At 69.6% G+C, this 22,704-nt stretch carries 9 protein-coding genes; 3 read left to right on the plus strand and 6 right to left on the minus strand.

What is annotated here, in order from left to right; translation table 11 throughout:
• Nucleotides 1-80 precede the first annotated feature (80 nt).
• From AB0E05_RS26820 to AB0E05_RS26845, 6 genes are all read right to left on the minus strand, one after another.
• A complete protein-coding gene (locus tag AB0E05_RS26820) occupies nucleotides 81-2,756 on the minus strand; it encodes an ATP/GTP-binding protein (protein ID WP_361967921.1) in 2,676 nt (891 codons plus the stop codon).
• Between the two features lie 523 nt (nucleotides 2,757-3,279).
• Complete coding sequence (locus tag AB0E05_RS26825; protein ID WP_361967923.1) at nucleotides 3,280-5,154, minus strand: hypothetical protein; 1,875 nt, start codon at nucleotides 5,152-5,154, stop codon at nucleotides 3,280-3,282.
• 234 nt (nucleotides 5,155-5,388) lie between these two features.
• A complete protein-coding gene (locus AB0E05_RS26830; protein ID WP_361967925.1) occupies nucleotides 5,389-6,669 on the minus strand; it encodes a TIGR02679 family protein in 1,281 nt (426 codons plus the stop codon).
• Entirely contained in the window at nucleotides 6,666-10,922 is a 4,257-nt protein-coding gene (locus AB0E05_RS26835; protein ID WP_361967927.1) for a TIGR02680 family protein, read from the minus strand. The genes AB0E05_RS26830 and AB0E05_RS26835 overlap by 4 nt, the downstream gene beginning before the upstream one ends.
• Nucleotides 10,919-12,244, minus strand: coding sequence for a TIGR02678 family protein (locus AB0E05_RS26840; RefSeq protein ID WP_361967929.1), 1,326 nt, complete (start codon nucleotides 12,242-12,244; stop codon nucleotides 10,919-10,921). Before AB0E05_RS26840 ends, AB0E05_RS26835 begins: the two co-directional genes overlap by 4 nt.
• Nucleotides 12,241-13,881 (minus strand): TIGR02677 family protein, encoded by a 1,641-nt coding sequence (locus AB0E05_RS26845; RefSeq protein WP_361967931.1) that lies wholly within the window; start codon nucleotides 13,879-13,881, stop codon nucleotides 12,241-12,243. The genes AB0E05_RS26840 and AB0E05_RS26845 overlap by 4 nt, the downstream gene beginning before the upstream one ends.
• Nucleotides 13,882-14,269: 388 nt before the next feature.
• Between AB0E05_RS26845 and AB0E05_RS26850 the strand changes: the two genes are divergently transcribed.
• The 3 genes from AB0E05_RS26850 to AB0E05_RS26860 form a co-directional block, all read left to right on the plus strand.
• On the plus strand, nucleotides 14,270-15,925 hold the full coding sequence (locus AB0E05_RS26850) for a protein kinase (RefSeq protein ID WP_361967933.1): 1,656 nt from the start codon (nucleotides 14,270-14,272) through the stop codon (nucleotides 15,923-15,925).
• Between the two features lie 130 nt (nucleotides 15,926-16,055).
• The gene (drmD, locus tag AB0E05_RS26855; protein ID WP_361967935.1) at nucleotides 16,056-19,304 is read left to right on the plus strand and encodes a DISARM system SNF2-like helicase DrmD; all 3,249 of its coding nucleotides are present in this window, start codon (nucleotides 16,056-16,058) and stop codon (nucleotides 19,302-19,304) included.
• A partial coding sequence (locus AB0E05_RS26860; protein ID WP_361967937.1) for a DNA methyltransferase occupies nucleotides 19,304-22,704 on the plus strand: 3,401 nt, incomplete at its 3' end. The genes drmD and AB0E05_RS26860, both read left to right, overlap by 1 nt.

A 22,704-nucleotide genomic window follows, 5' to 3' on the forward strand; every position in this document is an offset into this window, starting at 1 on the left:
AGGCCGACCAGGCCGCCGGACGCAGGTCCCCTCTCCCCCCTCCCGCCTGTTCCGCCGTGCTGAGCGCCGCACGCCTTTCGCTACGTCCGACGGCGACGAAGCAGCACGAGCCCGCGCCAGCGCTGCCGGGTCTGCTGCTCCCCATCGGTCCAGCGTGCGCGCGCCGTGTGCCCTGGCAGCGGCAGATCGGCCAGGAAATGGGCGATCTCGACGTAGTAGGCGTAGTTGTCGTTCTGGGTGAGCTCCCGGAGGCGGACGATCCCGGCTGCCACTCCTTCGCGGTCGTCGAGGACCGCGTGGTGGAAACAGAGCGCCAGTTGCAGCTTGGCGGCGGCGTAGGAGAGGCCCGAGTTCTCGATCTCCGCGAAGAGAACGGCAGCCCGCTCCGACAGGTCCGCTGCCCGCCCCGCATCCCGTACGACCTGGGCGATACGGGCGGTCGTCTCACTGGAGTGCGTACTGATGCGGGCCAGCAGCCGCTGCGCCAGTTCGAGTTCGGCTTCGGTGCGTGAGCGGTCGGCGAAGGCGCACGCGAACGCGAGGTGCACCTGCACCATGGCGGCTTCCCCGATCGCCCCGTGCTCTTCCGCCTCGTGTCGCGCCGCCAGGTATGCGGCTACTGCCCGCTCCATGTCCCCCTGGGCCCACCACACGTCCCCCAGTACCCGGTGGCCCCGCCCCTCCCAACCCAACTGACCTGCGGCTTCCACCACGGTGGGAAAGTCGCCGGACAGCCGGCTCAGATGCGCAAGGCCCCGTCGGGCGGCGAACGCCAGCCGTCCGTTGGCCGCGGCCACACGCTCCATGCCCCGGCGTGACTCCTCGTTCAACCCGAGGTCCCGCTGAGCTTTCGCCCGGTAGTACGCGGCGAGTTCGACCAACTCGTCGGGGAGCCGCCCCGACGAGAGAACGGCCGTGAGTCGATCGGCGGTGCGCCCGCGGTGTTCGTACTGGCGTCGGGCCACGGCGCTCAGCGTTTCCACCAGGGCGTCAGCGGCACCGTACGGAGCGTTCGAGGACGGGCCGCTCGGCGACGGGGCACTCCCGGCCGGAAGCACGAGGGGCTCGCCCACCGAGTCCGCCACGTACTGGAACGCGGCGCCAGCCAGCCAGCCCAGTTCGAGCCGGAAGTCCCGGGCCAGCAGCAGCCCTTGCTGAAGACAACCGACAAGGACGCCGCGATCACCGCGGGGGGCCTCGCGCCACTGCGCTTCCAGAGCACGGAAGGCGCGCCGGGCGGCACGCAGCCAGTCCCGCTCCGACCAGCGGTCGTCACTGCCGTCGTCCGCGTGCCGAATCGCGGCGCGGATGAGGTCGTGGATGTGGAAGGGCCACAGCTCCGACGAGGACGTCCGGACGAAGGAGCGCTCGATCAGACGCAGGGCGGGCGCGTCGTGTCCCGTACCCGAGACTTCGGTGGCCAGGGGAACGGAGAACGCGCTGAGCAGGCTGACGGACCGGAGCACGAGGCGCTCCTCAGGCGTCAGATCGCTGAGGGTCCGCGCGATCAGCGCCGGGAACTCGTGGTCGAAGTCGCTGATCTGCGGCTGCCGGCCGTCTCGTTGGAGATGCCGGTAACGCGTCACCGCCAGGTCGAGGTAGAGCGGGAGTCCGTGGGAGCGTTCTGCGATCACCCGCCTGGTGGGTTCGTCGATCAGCGGCTGCCCATCGCGTACGAGCCTGTGCGCCAGGTAGTCCTCGCAGTCTTCCGGGGAGAAGTCGCCGATCAGGATCTGGTCACCGGACTCAGGCCCGGCGTCCGCCGCCCGGGCGGGGAGGAGACCGGGCCAGGCGCCGGGCCCGACCCAGTCGAGTTGCCCCTCCAGACTCGCATCGGCCCACTGGAGGCGATTGCGGCCCGTGACCACGAAGAACGCATTGGGCATGAGCCACACGACGCGCTGAAGCAGCTGCTCGTAGTCACGGTGCGTCCGGTCCCCGACACCCTCGAAGGTGTCCAGCAGAACCACCGGCAACACACTCTTGCCCGTCGGCATCCGGGCCAAGTCCCAGGCGAGGAGGTGCGGATAGAAGCTGAGCGCCTCCAGATCGGGCTCGGCCTCCAACAGATCGGCCAGCCGCTCGCAGCCGGCGAGCGCCCGTACGGCCTGCCGCCGCTCGCGCAACGCCCTGACGAGCACCCCGACTCCGTGCCCGAGCGCACTCCCGACGGTGCCGGGAAGGGCCAGGGCCTGGGCGACGTCGCTCAGCGCGGCCTGCATCTGCTGCGGCAGCGCGGCAGCAGCGCTGAAGCGCCGAAGGAGCCCGCCCCTGCGCAGGTACTCCTCGATCGGCTCGCCCGGGTGGTTGTGCTCCCAGTACCGGCGCAAGGCGAGGTCGAAGGCGGGCATCGGCCGCCCGAGCGAGGCCACGGCAAGCCGCACGCTCAGAACGACGCGCTCGAAGTCCACACCCGCGGAACGCGCGAGGTCGACCCGCACCGGCACCACCCGTTGCTCCGGGCGCGGCACGCACTCCCACTGCACGGGCCTGTGCTCGCTGTGGGCCAGCGACGCCTCGATCTTGCGGGAGAGCGTCGACTTGCCTATCCCGCCCACCCCGTGGAACACGACCACGTTCCGCCGCGGACGCTCCACATCAGCCACGTCGAAGCCCGCACCGGCCACCACCTGCGCATGCGCGGCGAGCCGAGAAACGACCGCCTGCCACTGTGCCTGCCGATCCGTGAACGCCTCATCCGCCCGGACGCTCCGGTCGTTCGAACTGAACAACGCCCGCAGATCCCGCCCCGCCACGTCCCGCTCCTTCTGCCGACCGCCGGACGCCAATCTACGGGCCCTCGACGACAACGGGACAAGCCCTTGACATGCCAGCACAGCGCACCGGGCAGCGGAGGAACCGCCAGCCACACGGCAACGTCAGAGGGGTCCTTGACCTGGGGCTGGACCTTGAAGATCACACCCAGTTGACACCCAGAACGGGACAGCAATACACATCAGGCCCGGTACTGATCTCTCAGTACCGGGCCTGACCTGGTATTTCAGCTGTCGGGGTGGCGGGATTTGAACCCACGACCTCTTCGTCCCGAATGAGGCTCGTCCAAGATCGACACCGGGTGGTTTGGTGTTTCGCCTGGTCAGGGCGTTGGGGTGGGGCGGTTCCGGTTGGTGTAGAAGGGACTTGGGGAGCAACTCGGCTCCCAGATGGCTCCCACGGAGCCAGTCGCCTGGACCCTGCCATTGACGTCCTTCGTGTACCTGGCGAGGCGCCCCTTGGGGTTCATGCCCACCCGGCTCAGACTGATCGACAGGGCTGTTGTCATCGTGCCGGTGGAGGCGTCGGCCAAGCGGTTCCCTCGACTGCCGCGTCGACGAGATCCCCGAGCCGATGCCAGGCGTCCGGGCCGGCGTGCGACATGGGGCTCGCCGCGAACCGTTGCCACGCCTCGTCACTGTCTCCGAGCGCCTCGGTGACGTAGGCGGCGACTGCGGGATGAGTGGTGTCGTAGCGCGGGCCACGGGCCTTCAGCGCTGACCAGGCAGGCAGCAGCCGGAGCAGCTCCGGAGGGCACTCGGGCCGGGACAGCATGATTTCGGCCCAGCTTCCACGCAGGTCGGGTCCGCCGCCCAGGCGCCTGCGCAGGTGCAGCGTGAGGTCGAGCAGAGTCTGCTGTGGGGCGGAGTGGCGGGCCAGTACGTCGTCGAAGGTGAGGGACTTCCGGTAGGAGCGGGTGGCGAAGGAGAGCAGGGCCTCCTCGACGAGCGCGTCGTTTCCCGTGTGCTGGTCCAGGTAGGCGACGAGAACGGCCTCGTCGGCGTCGGCAAGCTGTTTGAACCGGATGCTTTGCGGGTTGCCGAGGGAGGCCGTGCGTCGGCCCGGCAAGGCAGGGACGGGATCCGTGACGAGCGGCATGATCGTGGCAATCAGTTCCTTGGCCCGTTGGTTCTTCTCCCACGCGGAATGGCTGGAGGGGGAGCCGTGTGCACCGGACTGAGTAGACAGGGACCGCTCGGTGTCCTGAACCACGAGACGCGCCTTCTGCCGCGCTTCCTCCGGGACTTCGGGGAGATGTACGAGTAGTGCGTGCAACCAGCCGAGGTCACGCACGACCCGATAGCGCGAAGCGGGTTCCGGTTCCCAGAGGTTCAGAGCGGAAAGGCAGATGGTTGCGAACCGAGTGCCGAGGGCGGCGACGAGTTCCTGGGACGCCAGCCATTCTCGGGGCTGGCCGCAACGCTGGGCCTCGCCGGGTTTGAGGAGGAACCGCCAGGTTTGGCTTCCTGCCCGCTCCACCCAATTGACGGCGGAGCGGCAGAGAATGGTCTGGATGTACTCGGACTGCATCTCCTCGTCGAGGAATCGTTCCACGTAGTCCCGCTCCTCCTGGGACGCGGCCGCCAATTCGTCGGCGTAGCGCTCCCGTGCCTGCGCGGGCGTCAGTCCGTCCCGACAGGATCGGGAAATCCGGGTGACGAGGACCGCACGCTCGAAGGACCTGAGATTGTGTACCGCGACTTCCTCCAACAAGGCTGGTTCCACGTGCCACGGCAAAGAGCCGAGCAGGTGCTCACGCACCACACGATCGGCGGCGGGATGCCTTGCGGACCAGGCCAGCAGGCGGCGGTGATGCTCGGTCTGGGCCCGGAGGACGCCGTCCCACATGCTTTCCCATGCGTCGGATGCGGCGCGGTGGCGCTCCATCCACGCATCGACGTCTTCTTCGCCGTCGTGCTTGTCCGGCCCGAGCGGGAGGCACTCGAGGGCTGCAACGAACACATCTTCGTGCAGGCCGTGTTCACCAAGAACGACCTGGGCGGGCGTCGGATCCGTCAGCAGCTCGGGGGTGATGGCCAGGCGCGTCTTCGAGCGGCGACGGAGCTCAGCGACGACGGCGTGGATGAGTGCTACGCCACCCTCTCTCCGGCCAAGTGCACCGAGTCGCGCCTCAGTGCACTTCTGCAGGACTTGCGCCCTGTATGCGTCGGGGCAGGCTTGATGCGAGAGGGCGACGCGGGTCAAGTCCATGCGATCGGTCGTCATGTGCGGGCGCGGTTCGCGATTGAGATCGCTCTCCACCGCCATGGCCAACAGCCACTCGGGCGCCGACTTTGCGAGCGGTCCCGTAAGCAGGGACATGGCGAGGCCGTCCCGATCCGTGTCCGGGGGTGCCGTGCGTATCGCCTCGATAGCCATTCGCGTAGGCGGGGAATCGTCGGACGCCTGAGCGATGACCGTACGCAAGAAATCGAAGGGAAGAGACGAGCTTGATTTCGCCGCGGCCATCGGACTCCAATCGTCGACATCGCACCCGTGACGTGACCCTCTGATCGGAGACCCCCCGGGCACGGCGCTGTATCAGGTGTGGGCGTCAATCATGCCGAAAAGGACTGACAACCCAAGCGAGTTCGGCATGACGCCGATGTCGCTCTACGTCTGGCGTGACAGGTCGTCCACCAGGAGATCGAGGGTCGCCTCCTCATGAAGCGCCACGCCGAGGGCGGTCATGGCAGGGGCGAGATCCGAATCCCAGTCCGCGTCGACCGGCTGGCCGTCGAGGGCCAGTTGAGGAATGCCCTCGGCCTGACTGCGAGCAGCCAGGTGCTCGTAGTCCGTGGTGCCCATGCGCCACGGCCGGGCTTCGTAGCGGCGGATGACCCGGTTGGCCAGAGCGATCCCCGGCCAGTCGAAGTCGCCGTGGTACGCGAAGTGGCAGCCTGTGGCGGCGAGGGCGTCGAGGAGCGTGAAGACCACGGTGGCAGCGCTGCCGGAGGTGCACACGAGAGGTTGGGCGCAGGCCGCGTCCGCCGCGGCTTCCACCACGCGCGGATTCTCACAGATGTGGATGGGCGTTCCGGCGGGGAGTCGCAGTCGGAGGTCATGCAGGTCGCGTGGTGTGATGTGAACTTCGGCGTGATGGTCGGCTCGCTCCCGCAGAGCACGCTCCCGCCAGCCCTCGCCGTCGGGCCGCAGCCCGTAGGTGAGCACAGTGCTGGAGACCTCGTCCGGCGTGACGGACACCAGCCGCCACAGAGCGCGTCGGCCGGCCGCGTCGTCGGGGAACTCGGTGCCATGGGCGAGGGCGACCCCGCGTTGGACGAGGCGTGCGAGCCAGGTGCCGTCGTCCAGGCCGTGCGCGGAGCCGGTTGTCATGGCGGCGAGTTCTCCTCGGCCACGTGTGCCGTTGCGTTCAGGTCCTTCGGGCCCGAGGAGAGCGGTGAGGACCTGGACCGCCTGCTGGAGTGTCCATGTCGCCGCTTCGGGCGTCACTCCTCTCGGAACACCGGCACGGCGCAGCAGGTCGTACCACTGCCGGGGCCATTCCTGGTCGGCGAGCGGGGAGGCGTCCAGTGACGAAGCAAGGGACGACCACACCTGTTCCTTCCGTGCCGCCACGTCCGCGCGGGCGGCACGGCGGTCGGTGAGTGGCGGGCCGAGTTCCTCCAGGGTCTGTCTGAGGCCGAGTCCGGCGGCCGAGGCGCGTAGGCGTGCGTCGAGCACGTCGAGCCGTACGGTCACGGCGGCACCTGTGAGGGGTTTGCCCAGCAGGAGAGACAGGTCGTTGCGTTCCTGGGCGTTCATCGCGGTCAGCCGGAGCGAACCCGTGGCCTGTACGCCGTTGCTCTCCAGGCGTTTGCGTGCCCCCTGCCAGAGCCGGGTGAGCCCAGGTCCCGTCAGCCATTCGCGCGTTGCGGCGGGCAGCCCGCTCATACGGACACCAGACGCCGGTGCCGACCGTTCCAGGTGTAGTGCAGGGTGGCCACCCCGCGTACGTGGGGATCACGGAGGCACTCGTAGATGTGCAGGGACGGAACCTCAGGCCAGTTGCCCATGAGCCGCTCGCTGGTGAGGACGAAGTCGAGATCGAGGTCGACGAGGATACGGCCCAGCCGGCCATGGGTGGGTTCGTCGACCTTCGCGAAGGCGTCGTCCAGGAGGATCAGCCGCGGCGCGTGCGGTGCCGACTCGGCGAGGCTGGTGAAGTGGGCGGCAGCTGCGGCGAAGAGCACGAGGTAGGAGAGCACGCGTTGTTCGCCCTGGCTGAGACCGGTCCGGCCGGTCAGTTTCCGACGGCGGCCCGGGGCCGCGTCCTCGACCACGAAGGTGTGGAAGCGGAACCAGTCGCGGTAGTCCAGCGCGGTCCGCAGATGGGCGGCGTAAGCGGCTGACGGGTCGGCACGGCGGGCGTCCTCGATCCGGCGTTGCAGCACCTCGCGCAGCTGCTCGGTCTGGTCGCGCGTCCTGAGGCTCGACGGACTGCGCAGCAGCTCGACGGCCGCACGTACGTCGGCGTCCACGTCCTCGTGCAGCTTCCACAGCAGCTCGACGCCGAGGCCGTGGGAGGTGCGCACGGTCCGCAGGGTGTCGTTGAGAGCCGCGACCAGGTTCGCCGCGGTGATGACCTGTGCCGAGAGGTGGTCGCCTAGCTCGCCGGTCAGGAACCGCTGGAAGACCTCACGTTCGCGCTCGGTGAGCCGCCCTCGGGCCTCCGCTGCCTGGAGCGCGATCCGCTCGCCCACGGCCGCGACGTCATGGGACCCGTGGTCGTCGACCAGGCGGCACACCTTGATCCCGTCGCGCTCCTCCAGCTGCGCGTCGAATCCGCCGGCCAGTTGGTCGCGCAGATCGGTGTGGCGGTTGAGCAGGGTGCTGTCCGACACCTCGCCCTTCGGGCGGCCGAGGGCCTGCTCTACGGCCTCGGCGAGGGCCCGTAGCGCGCGCAGACGGCTGCGGACGTCCACGCTGGGATCGTCCGACATGTACTCGGGCAGCGAGGATCGATCGAGCCCGGCGCCAAGCACCACTTCGGGTCGGCCGAGCGCACCGCGCAGAGCGCTGCCGGTCTCGATGACGGTCGTCTCCTGGTCCCCGAGGGTCCCGCGCAGACGCTTCTCGTCCTCTTCCGCGCGCACGCGCAGGTCGTGGAAATCGTCGCGGGCGCGTTGTGCCGCCGGGAGCGCTTGGACGGCGTTCGTGATGCGCTGCTTGGCGTCCTGCTCGCGGGAGAGGATCTCCGCCTCGGACGACCCGATGGCCTCCTCACGGGTGCGCAGGTCCTGCTCAGCGGTGCGCAGCCCGGCGAGGTGGAGCCGGTAATCCTCCTCCGCGGCCAGGCGATCCTCTCGGGTGCGCTCGTACCGGTCGGCATCGGCCTGGTTCGTACCGAGCCGCTCGCCCGTGCCGCCGACGGCCCTGCGCAGATGCCCGACACCGCTGAGCAGGCCGGCCAGCGCGGTGCGCACGCGGTCCAGGGCGGCGGGGTCGCCGGGCAGGTCATGGGCAGTCGCAGTGGCATCCGCCTGGGTACGCGCCGATACCGCGAGGGCGCGTGCCTCCTCGGCAAGCCGCGCCGCCCGGGTTGCCTTGGCTGTCAGGTCGCGCAGCGTCCGCTCGGCTGATTCGACCCTGCTCCAGGCGTCCGCGAGACTGCGCGCCCTGGGGAAGTCCCGTTCCGCGAGCGTGAGAGCCCGACGCATGGCATCGGCTACGGTGAGCTCCTCGCGGACATCGGCCAGCCGCTGTTCCGTATGCGCGATCCGCTCCTCCAGCTCGGCAAGGATGCGCCGCCGAGTCTCGGCGCGTACGGCGGCCCCCACGTACTCGGTGTCGCCCTTGTCATGACGACCGCTGAGCACGCCCAGACGCCAACTGCCGTCGTAGAAGACCGCGTTGTACGCGGAGGTCTCCTGTGCCGATGCGAGTGCGATGGTGGCCAGGAGACCCCCCACCTGCTCGGCCGTGACGCCGCAACCCGGTTCAGGGGCTGGGCGCAGGGCCGAGGCGAGAGTCCGCCCGTCGGACGGCACGGGACCCGGCTGGAGAAGGGTGTCCCGGGTGCGCGGATCGAGCAGGACGCCGTCCGCACTCACCCACGCGTCCAGGATCCCGCTTGCCTCCAACGCCCCTTCCAGTCCAGCCCGTTCGGCCGGAGCCAGGTCGTCCACGAAGTCCACGAGCCGGTAGAAGGGGGCTCCGCTGCCCGGCGTCCTCGCGGCGGCGCGATGGTGCGGGACCGGCGGCTCGGGGTCGGTACGTTGCTCCCAGTCCCGCTTCTGTTCCGCCAGGTGGTCGAGTTCCTCGCCGAGCCGGTTGACGGCGAGTGCCAGGGCGTCCCGGCGTCCGGTGAGTTCCTCGCCGTACGGCTCCAACGCGGTCTGAGCTGTCCGCCACGCTTGGCTGTCGATGTCGGGCGGCAGCGTGCGGTCCGCGAAGGGCGCGTCGGTAGAGGTCTCGTGGCCGACGGTGGCGTGGACGGCGTCCAGCGACGGGCACTCGGGACCCAGCGCAGTCCGAGTGCGGACCGCCCACTCGGCGACTTGACGGGAGTAGGCACCGCTCTCCTCGGCGACCTTCTGACGGCTGCCCTCCAGATGGCTGGCGGCCTCTTCCACCTCGCCCTCCAGCCGTTCCCGCTCGATATCGGCCTGAGCCGCCGCGGCCCGAGCTTCGTCTGCCCGTGAGATGAGGCGGTTCACCTCCTGAACCATCCGGGCCCGGTTTCTCGCGACCGCCTCGGCGTCCTCCAACTGGTTCTGCCAGGACCGCAGCCCTTCCTGCGCCGTGACCGTGTCCACACGGGACACCGACCGGTGCCGTACGGTGCGCGTCTCCCCGTCCGGAGTCGTCAACTCGGTCTCGGTGGCCTGGGCGAGAACCGTGCGTGGCAGAGCCACCGCCTCGCCGAGATGGCCGGTGGGAAGCCCGGCCTTCTCCGCCTGCGTCAGCAGCTCCCGGTGTTCGGTTCCCAGCTCGGCCAGCCGGCTTCCGAGGTGTTCGACGCCTTCGGCCAGCCGCTCCGCCGAGCCCTCCTCCGCGTCGTGGGCGTTGCGCAAGGTGGTGAACGCGGCAGCGGCGGCGGTGTGCAGCGCCTCCACGGTGCCGCGGCGCTCCGACAGTTCGCGCAGGCTGCGGTAGGCGTGACTGGCGTGCAGGGCGGCCAGGTCGGTCCGGGCGGCCTGTTCCTCCTCGCGCAGGGTCTCCAGTCGGCCCTCCGACTCCGCCTCCTGCGTCCTCAGGTCGCTCGTCCGCTGTGCGGCGTCTCCGGCCGCCCGGCGCCGCTGTGCGAGAACGCCCAGCTCGTAGCTCACTTTCTGGGCGGAGGTGCGCAGGACCCCGGCCAAGTAGCCGCGGTAACTGGTGAGGAACGTGCGCAAGGCCGCGTCCGTGCGTTCCAGGCGGCCGAGTTCGTCCCGTACGGCGTCGAGGTCGTGGAGGTTGCGTGCCACCTTCTCGACCACGTCCTCGTCGAGCCCCGGCAGGGTCTCGCTCAGCAGGGAGACCAGGCCCCCGTGTTCGATCCGGTCGCCGACCGTCGGGCGCCGCAGACGGTGGAGGAGCTGGGTGAGGTTGCGGTAGCGCGTCGCGTCGGTGATGCCGAACAGCTCCCGGGCCACACGCGCACGGTGCTGGACCGCACGGTCGGTCGTGTTGTCGGAGCCGACGATCTCCTTGAGCCGGTCGACCGGCAGCGGCTTACCGGCCTCGACCAGGTGCAGGTCCTCACCGATCCGCAGCTCGGTGACGAAGAACGTCGGCAGCGCCTTCTGCGTCGACTTCGAAGCACGGATGGCCGCACCGAGCGTCAGGTGGCGGTGACCGCCGTCGTCGGCCGTGCCCCGGAACTCCACCCACAGATACCCGAGACGGTTGGTCTGCTCGAACCCGTCCAGCATCAGCCAGGCGAGCGTGGTGCGGCCGGTGCCGGTCGCGTCCAGTGCCCGGGAGTCGCCGTCCAGAAGATACGGGAGCAACATCTCCAGGGCCTTGGACTTGCCCGCGCCGTTCTTGCCGCGCAGCAGCAGCCGGCCGTCGCCGAAGGAGAACTCCTGCTCGTCGTACTGCCAGACGTTCTGGATGCCCGCCCGGTGCAGCCGGAAGCGGGTGCCGCTGGTCGTTGTGGGACCGGCGGTTGTCGCGGAGCCGGAACGCGGCAGCGGAACGAGGCCACGCGCGTCGGTGGTCATAGCGGCAACTCCTCTTGAACGTCCGTGCCTTTGCCGACTGCGGTGGCCGGGCGCACCGTGACGTGGGTGGCGTAGCGGGCCGCCGCGGCCAGCAGCACCCAGCCGTCGCCGCCGGGCCGTGCACCATGGACATCGGTCACCGTGCGTCCTTCCGACGCCTCTTCGACGTACCCCTCCGGCAGTCCTTCGCCCTCGGCGCGCAGCCGGCCCGCACGGGCCAACAGCCGCATGCGGACCAGCAGGTCCAGTACGGCCTCTCGCAGGGAGGGAAGGTCCTCCAGGTAGCCCCGTTGCCAGTTGCTGCGCTGCCCGAACTCGGCGATCAGCCCGCCCAGCACCTCATCCACCAGGCCGTCCGGGACAGCCACCCCGATCACGAGCGTCCCGCCGGTCGCCGGATGCCCTGGCTCCTGCGGCCGAAGCCGTTCCACGAGCCGTTCCGCCAGCAGCAGCGCGGCCTGTGCGACGGTCCCGGTGCCCGGCAGCTGCAGATCCGTGAGCTCCTCCTCGGGGTCCACCAGCGCCACGCCCTCGGCACGGATCTCCATCTCCAGGCCCAGGAGTTCGGAGAAAGCCTGGGCCTCCCGGCGCTGCCGGGTACGCAGCCAGTCCCGCTCGGCGTCCGTCAGCTCGTCGAGGTGGACGACGGGTGTCTCGACGAGCATCCGGCGCACATAGGTGCGTGGTCCACCGAAGCCCGGGTCCGCTGCCCGCCGGACCAGATCGGCGCCGTCCCGTGCCTGGGAGAGCGGACCGGCGACGACCACACGTGCCAGCTCCCGATCTATCGTGATCAGGGCTTCTCCGCCCGCCTCCTGCGCAAGCGCGGCCACTTGGCCCTCGGTCTCGATGAGCACGCCCCAGTCGACGAGTTGACGCAGTGCCGCGACCAGGGTCCGCTTCCCGGCCGCCCGGCCCGTTTCCTCCAGCTCGATCCCGGCGTCGGCTGCGGCGGCCCTGATATCGGCGACCAGGTGTGACAGCAGCATCTGCTCGGGCGCGGTCACCAGCACGGACAGGGCCAGCGCGAGGCAGGCATACGTGTGTGGGGTGAACGGGGTGCTGGTGGAGCGCTCCAGCCGATGACCCGAACCTGCCCCCAGCCCCGCCTTGAACAGCCGGGCGTAGGAGCTGTCGACCAGCAGGCGGTAGCCGAGCACCTGCTGGAACCGTTTGCCCAGCCAGTCGGCGTGCCTGCGGATCAGCGGGAAGAGGTCGGCGTGGGGTCCGTCCGACGCGACCAGCGGGTGAGCGAGCAGCAACCGGGCTGCGCTACGGCGCTCGGCTGCCAGGGCCACGTCGTGAGCCGAGGGGAGGGTCACGACACGCTCACCTCGGCCTCCGCTGCGCCGTCGACCGCGGCGGAGGTGCGGCCGATGTCCAGCTCCAGGTCGTCCAGCAGCAGGTCGCCGTCGGCCGAGTACAGCACCGTTCGCGTGCCCGCCGTCCGGCGCACGGTGAGGCGGATACGCAGTTCGGCGTCTTCACTGCTGGCCGAGTCGAGGTCGAACCCCGCCGTCCTCTCCCCGTCCGTGCTGACGGGCCTGCTGAGCTGTGCGTTTCCGAGCGCTGTGGCCAGCAGCTCCAGGAGCAGGCTGAGTGCCGCTGACGTGAGGCGTACCTCGGCGAACCGACCGGATGCGCTGCGCAGTTCGTCCGCCGCCGCTGCTCTGGCCGCTGCCCTCTGCCGTGCGGCCTCCCTCAGCAGCTGCTTCTGCGCGGAGTGGTCCTCCACCGCTGAGGCCCGGCCCCGCTGGGCCCGGCTGCCTCTTTCGCGTAGGGCAACCGGCACCTCGACCACTGGACCGGTCCACCAGCTCGTGTAGGCGGGCACCACCTCGTCGGTGGCCGGAGGTATGCCCAGATGGCGGGCGCCGTACAGCCCGAAGGCGGCGACGGCGATGTCGTGTGCGTCCTGCGGCGCCGCTTCGTCGAACCAGCGGGCCAGCCGCAACAGATCCTTGCGCCGGGACATCTCCCCGGTGGCTGACCGCAGCATCCGCTTGGCGTTGGCGAGCAGCGACTGCAACGCGCGCAGAGTGGCGTCGCGTAGCTGGTCGACCTGGCTGCCCTGGCCGTCGGTGTTGCTGAACCAGCCGCGCAGGCCCTCCCAGTCCGCGAATTCGCGGCCTCGGCTGCGCTGGATCCGGACCTCAGGGCGGCTTTCGCCCTGCTCCTGCTCCTGCGCCGAGAGCCCGGTGAGCCCCTGAGCGTGGGAGTCGAGCCGGTCCAGCAGAGCCGGGATGTGCGGCCACAGGGTGTCCAACGCCGCCGAGATCCGGGGCGCGCGGAACGCCACGTCCTCCGTGATCGCCTCGACGTAGTCCAGGAGCAGCTCCTTGAAGCCCTGGTACTCGGCGCTGTCCAGGTCGTAGCGGGACAGCACCTGGCCGAGATAGGCGTAGAAGTCCCGTATGGAGTCCGCGAACTCGGTGAACTGCACGAACAGCGTACTGATCCGCTCCAGTCCGTCCTGCGGCTCCACGCCGCCCGGCGCGGTCACGAGGTCGGCCAGCTCCCGCAGTCCGCGCTCGACCAGTGCCAGCAGTTCGTTACTCACCTCGCGGGCGGCGTCGGCCTCGGCCAGGACCCCGTCGGCGTCCCGCTGGATACGTTCGCCCAGTTTCGACAGCTGATAGCGCGAGCGGGAACGCTGGTACTCGCTGATGCTGGACGCGTTCACCGTGTGGCTGCTGCGGAGCAGGTTTCCCCACTGAACCAGCTGTTCCAGCCGGACCGTGAGGGTGTCGGCGTCGAGTCCTGCGGCGGAAGCACCGGCCTGGCGCAGTTTCGCCATGATGTCCGGGACGGCGAGATCCGCCAGCAACGTTCCGCAGAAGACCCGCATGATCGCGACGTGCTCCAGCCGCTCGGGCGCGCTGAGGTACGTGTACGCGTTCAGCCGCCGCCGCGCCTCCTCGTCGGCGTCCTGACCTGCGCCGGATGCTGATGCCCCCATGCCCGTGAGGTTACGCGGCGCGTACGGGCGCCGTCGGTGGGTGGCCGAAAATGCCACGGACGTGTGTCGGCCTGTGGCCATTCCCGTGGCAGCGGCGGGCACGGCATGGGGGCGTCCGGCGTCCTCGGTTCACGTCGTACACCGCTCCTGAGGGCAGGGGACTCTTGTGTAGCGGGGCGCTGGTGAAGGATTCGGTAGCTTCGAGAGTTTCGATTTACTCGTCCGCTCCCCGGTCCTCTCGTGCTGACCTAGGATCGTTAGCGACCATGCACCCACCGTGATGGTTCGGGGCGGACCGGGTGCGTACACACCTTGGGGAGGCCCCGTATGGCTCGGCCTCTCCGCGACCACCGGCAACCCGGGGCGACAAAAGGGCGCGTGCAAGGCGATGAGGGACCAGCACCTGACGAGGGGCGAACTGATCGACGGCCGCTACGAGCTGGCGGAGCTGCTCGGCAGAGGTGGCATGGGCGAGGTATGGGCGTCGTACGATCAGCGGCTGGACCGGTCTGTGGCGGTGAAACTGCTGACGCCACGGACGGCTGTCTCCAAGATGCCGCGCAGGCTCGATCCGCAGGACCCCGCCGTCGTCCGCTTCACCAGAGAAGCACGACTGATGGCCAAGCTGGAGCATCCGTACGTACCGGTCATCCATGATGCAGGCACCCATCGAGCGAGTCGGCTCTATCTGGTCATGCAGCGCGTGTACGGACACACGCTGGACCGGTTGGTGGCCCAGCGCGGCCCCTTTCCCGTGGAGTGGGCCGCCGCGGTGGGCGCCCAGGTGTGCTCCGTGCTGGTCCAGGCTCACGGACGCGGCTTCGTCCACCGGGATCTGACGCCCCGCAACGTGATGCTCACGACAGACGGTACGGTACGCGTCCTCGACTTCGGTATCGCCACCGCCCTGCAACCACCGGACGGGCCACGGTTGACCGATGCGGGCATGGTGGCCGGGACTCCGGGCTTCATCTCTCCAGAGCAAGGCAAGGGGCAGGCGGCCACTCCCCTCAGTGATCTGTACGCATTGGGGTGCGTGCTGTACGAGATACTCGGCGGACGACCGCCGTTCACGGCCGACGAGCCGCTGGCCCTGGTGGTCCAGCACATCGCCGATACTCCAGTACCACTGGGACGGCTGCGTGACGACGCACCAGCCGAACTGTGCGAGCTGGTCTCCCGCTTACTTGCGAAGCGCCCGGAGGACCGGCCGGCGGACGCAGCCGAAGTCCGGGAGGCCCTCGCGCCCTGGGCCGAGCAGGCGGTGCCGAAGGCCGCCCGCGGTGGAACGCCGAGGCCCGGCAAGGCCACCGCGCGCCTGCCGCACGATGGCAGCGACCTTCCGAACGATCCTCCTTCGGACAAAGCACACGCCTCCGTTCCGGAGCACGCCCCGGCCCCGCTCGCAACTGCACAACCTTCCGTTCGGCCAGCGCAACCGCCGTCCACCTCCGGCGCCGGGTCGCCCGCGGAGTCGGCGGACCTGCGCGAGCGCGCGCAACGCCTTGCGGCAGAGGGACGGTTGTCACAGGCACTGGAGCTGCTGGGCAGGGATCTCAACGAGGTGCTGCCCCGTTTCGACTCCTCCCATCCGGAGGTCGTCTCCCGCCGACTGGCCATCCTCCGGTTGCAGTTCGAAGGGCAGGAACTGCAAGCGGCACGCGAGGGCTGCCTGGAGCTCGCGGAAACCCTCGTGTCGACCCGTTCCGCGCCGGACGCGGACCTCGCGGCTTGCCGGGTGATGGCGGCCCGCTGCCTTGGCCGGCTCGGGCACAACTCCGCCGCCCTCCTGGAGCTTCGCGAGGCACTCGGTCTCCAGAAGGAGGTGCTTCCCCCGCTGGGTCCGGAGGTGTTGGAGACCCGCCGGGACATCGCCACCCTCCTGGCGGGCTCAGGCTCGGCCGGTGAAGCCCTGGAGGCTCTGCGCCACCTCGCCGACGACCAACGGACCGCGCTGCCTCCCGACCATCCCGCCCATGCCGAGGTGGAGCGTCTGGTCAGCCGCCTGGGCAGACTGACCCGCGCGCTCCGCCTCCCGCAGTGACTCGCCGACGCCCCGTCCACAACCAGGAGAGAAAGTATGTGATCTAGGTCAACGAACGAATCGCTCGTCAATATGAGGCACTCCGGTAGGCACCGCCGTCTCGCCGATAGTGATAGTGGAGGATGTCCGCATGCCCGGAACCACCCGTACTTCCGAAGCCTCCGCAATCGTCGCGCCGCCGAAGGAGAATGCTCTCGTCCAGGTGCGCGGCCAGAACTGGGTGGTGTCCGGAGTCGAGGCCGCCCCGGCTGGCGATGTCACCGTGGTGCATCTACAGTCTGTTGCCGATGGCCGCTACGGCGACACCCTCTCCGTGATATGGGAGGTCGAACCGGGGCGCCGCGTCCTCCCCGCCGGCTCCCTTCCCGACGCCTCCACCGGAGCGTTCGACCCGCCGGAGCAGCTCGCGGCCTTCCTCGACGCCGTCCGCTGGTCCGCAGTCGCTTCCGCTGACGTGAAGACGCTCCAGGCCCCCTTCCGATCAGGGGTGGCCATCGAGCCGTACCAGCTGGAACCGGTCGCTCGCGCCGTCGGCGCCCCCCGCGTCAATCTGCTGCTCGCCGACGATGTCGGTCTCGGCAAGACCGTGGAGGCCGGACTGGTCGCCGAGGAGCTGCGGCTGCGCGGCCGGGCCCATCGCGTCATGGTTATCTGCCCAGCGGGGCTCACCCTCAAGTGGCGCGACGAAATGGCCGACAAGTTCGGCCTCGACTTCACCGTGGTCGACTCTGCCTGCTGCGCCGAACTGCGCCGCACGCACAGCAGCGCCGCCAACCCGTTCCGAGTGTTCCCCTTGACCATCGTCAGCCTCCCCTGGCTGCGCACGCCCAAGGCGCAGCGGCTTATCGACGAGGTGCTACCCCCGGGAGGGTCGACGGAGCTGCCGGGCCGCCCCGGGCGCCGTACCTTCGATCTGCTGATCCTGGACGAGGCACACCATGTCGCCCCGAGCGCGCCCAAGCAGATCTACGCCGTCGACTCCCAGCAGACCAAGCTGATCCGGCGCCTGGCCCCCCACTTCGAGCACCGGCTCTTCCTCTCCGCCACCCCGCACAACGGCTACCAGGAGTCGTACACCGCCCTGCTGGAACTCATCGACAACCAGCGCTTCTTCCGCGGCGGCGAGCCGGACAAGGCCGCCCTCGACGACACCGTCGTACGACGTCTGAAGACCTCCGTGACCGACGAGGAGGGCAACCCCCGCTTCCACGTCCGCGAGTCGAAGGCGCTGCCTGTCGAGTACCCCGACACCGAGCGCGAGATCCACGCCCTCCTCACCCGCTACGCAGAACTGCGCAAGAAGCGGGTCACACCCGACCGGCGCGGCGGCCGGAAGGCCGTCGACCTGGTCACCCTGCTGCTGAAGAAGCGGCTGTTCTCCTCTCCCGCCGCCTTCGCGCACACCGTCGGCGTCCACCTCGAATCGGTACGCGCCAAGGCGAAGTCAGGCGGACAAAAGGAGGTTCCGGCCCCGGTCGAGACCCCGCTGTGGATCACGCAGTACGAGGACTACGCCGCCGAGCTCGACGACGAGGAGCTGGCCGAGGCCGAGCACGACGCGATCACCCGCGCCGCCACGGTCACCCCGGGATCTTCCGAGGAAGAGGCCGAGCTGCTGGAGCGGATGGCCCGCTGGGGCCAGGCCCACCAGGCGTCCCCTGACGCCAAGGCCAAGGAGCTCGTCAAGACCCTCAAAGCCATCTGCCTCACCGGCGGGACCTGGGGGAACGAGCGGGTCGTCGTGTTCACCGAGTACCGCGACACCCAAGACTGGCTGCTGAACCTGCTCCAGCAGGAGGGCCTAGCCCAGGAGGGCCGCGTCCGCACCCTCCACGGCGGGAAGAATGCCGACGAGCGCGAGCAGATCCGGCTCGCCTTCCAGGAACAGCCCACCAGCCCCGAGGGCACGGTACGCATCCTCATCGCCACCGACGCCGCAAGCGAGGGAATCGACCTCCAAGATCATTGTCGACATTTGATCAACTACGACATCCCGTTCAACCCCAACAAGCTCGAACAGCGCATCGGCCGCATCGATCGCTACGGCCAGCGATACAACCCGCAGATCATGCACTTCGTCGGCGCCGCCTGGGACAAGGCCAGGACGGACGTGTACGAGGCCGACCTGGAGTTCCTCGCCCGCATCGCGCGGAAGGTCGCGCAGATGGAGGAGGACCTCGGCGAGGTCAACGCCGTACTCGCCGAGAAGGTACAGCTGCGGATGACGGGCCAGCTCAGCGACTTCGACATCGAGCACGCCCGAGCGAAGAAGATCAAGGGTCGTCCCACGGGCGGCAAGGTGGACGCCGAACAGAACGTCACTGAGCAGGTGCGGCGGCTCAGCGCCCAGCTGAAGCAGACGACCGTGGAACTCGGCATCACCCCGGACCGGGTCGCCCGCGTGGTGAACACCGCGCTGAACCTGGCCCGCCAGCAGCCCCTCGTATCGTGCCTCGACGAGAACGCGCCGTCCGAGGACGACTTTCGGCAGGGCCTGTACACCGTGCCCCCGCTGACCGGCTCGTGGGAGCGCGCCACCCGCGGCCTGCCCGACAAGCTTCGCCCCGACGTCCTTCGCCCGGTCACCTTCGATGCGCGGGCAGCTTCGGGGCGCCCCGACATCGTGCTGGCCCATCTGAACCATCCGCTGGTAGCCATGTCGACGCGGCTGCTGCGCGCGGCCGTCTGGAACGCGGACAACGTCGACCTGCGCCGGATTACGGCCGTCGTCAGCGACGACCCCGCCCTGGAGACCACGTTCGTCGGCGCGTACGCCCGCTTCGTGCTGGTCGGCACGGACGGGCAGCGCCTCCATGAGGAGATCCTGCACGCGGGTGGCTGGCTCGGCGACAACGGCTGGCAGCGTCGGCTGCGCGGAGTAGAGGCGGTCGCCTCGATCCTGGACCGAGCGCTCACTGAGGGCCGCCCCGCCAAGGAGCGCCTGCTCCACCGGCTCCAGCAGAGCTGGCCGAAGACGTACGAGGGCCTCACCCAGTCTGTCGACGCGCGCGGCAAGGAACGCAAGGTGTCCCTGATGGACCGGCTGGCCGAGCGCCAGGCCGATGAGGAGCAGCGCATCAACGCCACCCTCGACCGTCTCCAGCGCACTCTGCGGAACCGGCTCGGCGAGACCTCCTCCGCCACGGCGGCCTCCCCGACGGGCGGGATGGACACGCTCTTCGGCCTGGACGAGCTGAAGGATCCCGACGAACGCCGCCAGCTCGCCGACGACCGCAAACGTTGGCGGGCCCGGCTCGACGGCGTGGAGGACGAACGCCAGCGCGAACTCGCCGCGATCGCCGCCCGCTACCGCGAGCCGCAGGACCATCTCTTCCCTGTCGCCGTCGTCTTCGTCATCCCCGCCAAGGAGGCATACTGATGAGTTCCGCGCCGCGCTCCGGAAGCCGCCGTCCCTCCGCCGCCGCAATCCGTGCCGCGAAGGCGTCCGACGGCAAGCAGCAGCACCTGGACTGGCTGAACCTCGTCGAGGTGTCCGGCCCGTTCCTCACCTTGCCGGTCCTGCTGCGCAGCTGGCCACAGCTGGAAGGCGTGCCCAGCGGGCGCCGCGCTGACATCCGCCTCCACCACGGCATCTGGCAGGACGACCGCAAGGGCGCCGGCCGCCTCGACTGGATCGGCTTCCAGCTGCGCACCCTGCTGGAATGGGACGACGCCCTGCATCTGCGGGAGAGCGCCGGACAGTTCGGCGACAGCGGCGAAAGCCTGGCCGAGGACGACACGCTGCTGGACCGCTTCGCCGTCAGCCCGCCCGGGTCCGACACCACCGTTCGCCCCGACTTCGCCCTCGTCCGTCCCGGAACCGACCCCACCGCCGAACCGGATACTGCTGGCACCGCCCAGCACGTACCGATCCTCGGCCTGGTCCTCCCGCCCGACACCGTGCCGACCCGCCGTATCAGGGACGACTCCTGGGCGGCGAGCGGAGTCGACCGGCTCGCCCACGTCCTGCGCCACCATGGCGTCGAGCTGGGCCTGGTCACCGACGGCCGTTGGTGGTCCCTGGTCTGGGCACCGCCCGGCGGCGTCACGACGAGCGCCACCTTCGACACCATCGCCTGGAACGAGGCGGCCGACCTGGTGGCGGTCCGCGCCTGGGTGTCCCTCCTCCGCCGCGGCCGGTTCTTCGGACGCCCGGTGGACGAACTGCTCCCTGCGCTGCTGCGCGAGAGCCTGGACGGTCAGGAAGACGTCACCGAGGCGCTCGGCATCCAGGTCCGTCAGGCCGTCGAACTCCTGGTGGACTCCATCGGCCGCGCCGAGGCCCGGATGGTCAAACGCGGCGGCAAGGGATTGTCAGGCGTACCGGCGAGCGAGGTCTACCGGGGCGCCGTCGCGGTCATGATGCGCGTCGTCTTCCTCCTCTTTGCCGAGGAACGGGGCCTGCTGCCCGCTGACAACGAGCTTTACGCGGAGGCGTACTCGGCCGGGCGACTGTACGAGACGCTGGACAAACGCCGCCGTGCTGACGGCGAGGACTCCCTGGACCACACCACCGCCGCCTGGCACCGGCTGATCGCCCTCTTCCACGCCGTCCATGGCGGAGTGGACCACCCGCTTCTCACGTTGCCCGCATACGACGGCTCGATCTTCGACCCGAAGCGCTTCCCCTGGCTGGAGGCAGTGCCGGAGGGCGCGGACGCCACGGGCGACGACGCCACGCGGGCCGCTGACGGCCACACCTCTCTCCTCCCGATCGACGACCGCACCGTCTTGCACGTCCTCGACGCGGTGCAGTTCGTCGTCGTCAACAGGGAGCGGCGCCGGCTGACCTTCCGCGCCCTTGACGTCGAGCAGATCGGCTACGTCTACGAGGGCCTCCTCTCGTACGACGGCAAGCGCGCCCAGGACACCGTGCTCGGGCTCATCGGCAAGCCCGGCCTGGAACACGAGGTGAGCCTGACCGAACTGGAGGAACTGGCCGCCCCGTTCGGAGTGGGCGCACGCGCGGTCCCCGGCCAGAAGCCCAACCTCCCGGGCCTGTCGAAGAAGCTGCACGAGCACTTGAAAGACCCCAGGCCGCCGGCCGCAGCGTCGAAGATGGAGAAGCTGCTCGCCACCGGCGACGACCAGGCGCGAGGCAAGGCCGTTCACCGCCTGCTCGCGGTGACCGAGAACGACCGCGACCTGGCCGAGCGCATCCTCCCCTTCCACGGCCTCCTCCGCGACGACCTTCGCGGTCTGCCGGTGGTGATCCCGGAGGACGGCTTGTACGTCACGGAGTCCCGCCTCCGCAAGAACACCGGCACCCACTACACGCCGCGTGTCCTGGCCCAGCAGGTCGCCGTGGGAGCACTGGAGCCACTCGTCTACCATCCGGGCCCGCTCCAGACGGCGGACGACAAGCAGTGGAAGCTCATTGGCGCGGACGACATCCTGAAGCTCAAGGTCGCTGACATCGCGATGGGTTCGGCCGCCTTCCTGGTCGCCGCGTGCCGCTACCTCGCGGACCGTCTGGTCGACGCCTGGGTCGAGGCCGAGGACGAGGAGGCCCTGGCCTTCCGTGGCAGCCACCGCGACCAAGCAGGCGCGATGACGGCGGCGGACGCGGAGAGTGACCCGGTGATGGTCCGCGCCCGGCGTCTGATCATCGAGCACTGCCTGTACGGGGTGGACATCAACCCCATGGCGGTGGAGATGGCCAAGCTGTCGCTCTGGCTGATCTCCATGGACCCGGGACGGCCGTTCACGTTTCTGGACGACCGGTTGGTGGCGGGGGACTCGCTGCTGGGTATCGCCAACCTGGAGCAGATCGAGAGCGTCCATCTCGATCCGAAGGCGGGCCGCAAACTCCACCGGGGAGCCTTCGAGGAGGGGTGGACCGAGCGTGCGCGTGCTCGTGTCCACGGCGCGGCAGACAACCGGCAGGCCATCGCCGGAATCCAGAGCGACACCATTGCCGACCTGGATGAGAAGCGGCGCCTGCTCGCGGCCACCAACGAACACCTGCAACGCCTGCGGCTGATCGGCGACCTCACGACGGGGGCTGGTCTCGCCTCAGCGGGTGGCGGGGACTCATTGCAGAGCGCTACTTACATCCAGGCTGCGGAGCTGGCTGGCATGGTCGCCTCGGAGTCGGTTCGGGACTCCGACCCCGTGATTCACGACGCGCGGAGGCGTGCTCTGGACTGGCTGAGCAAGGATCTCCCCACAGACGGCTTCGTTCGCCTCCCCGTGCACTGGCCTCTGGTCTTCCCCGAGGTCTTCGAGCCGGACCAGAGCGGCTTCGATGCCATCATCGGCAACCCTCCTTTCCTCGGCGGCCAGAAACTGACGGGGGCGCTCGGGCAGGCATACCGCGAGTACCTCGTGCTTGGGCTGGGGCGAGGGCAGCGAGGTAGCGCGGACCTCGTCGCATACTTCGAGCTCCGGGCCCACCAGTTGCTCAGCGAGCGCGGCCAGACGGGCCTGATCGCTACCAACACCCTTGCCCAGGGCGACACTAGGGAGGTCGGCCTTGACCAGCTACTCGACGACGGCATCGAGGTACGCCGAGCAGTAAAGAGCGCTCGCTGGCCTTCGCGGTCTGCGGCGCTGGAGTACTGCGCTGTGTGGACCACCAAGCCGGGTTTGGGTGCGGAAGCCACTCGGGTGCTGGACGGCGTCGCGGTCCGGGGTATCACTTCGTCGCTTGATCCGCGGTCTCGGGTTTCGGGGCGGCCGTACCGTCTGGTAGCGAACAAGGGCAGGTCGTTCCAGGGGTCGAACGTGCTGGGGAAGGGGTTCATCCTCACCCCCGAACAGGCCGAGGACCTCATCCA

Source organism: Streptomyces sp. NPDC048057, assembly GCF_040653095.1.
Lineage (GTDB): Bacteria > Actinomycetota > Actinomycetes > Streptomycetales > Streptomycetaceae > Streptomyces.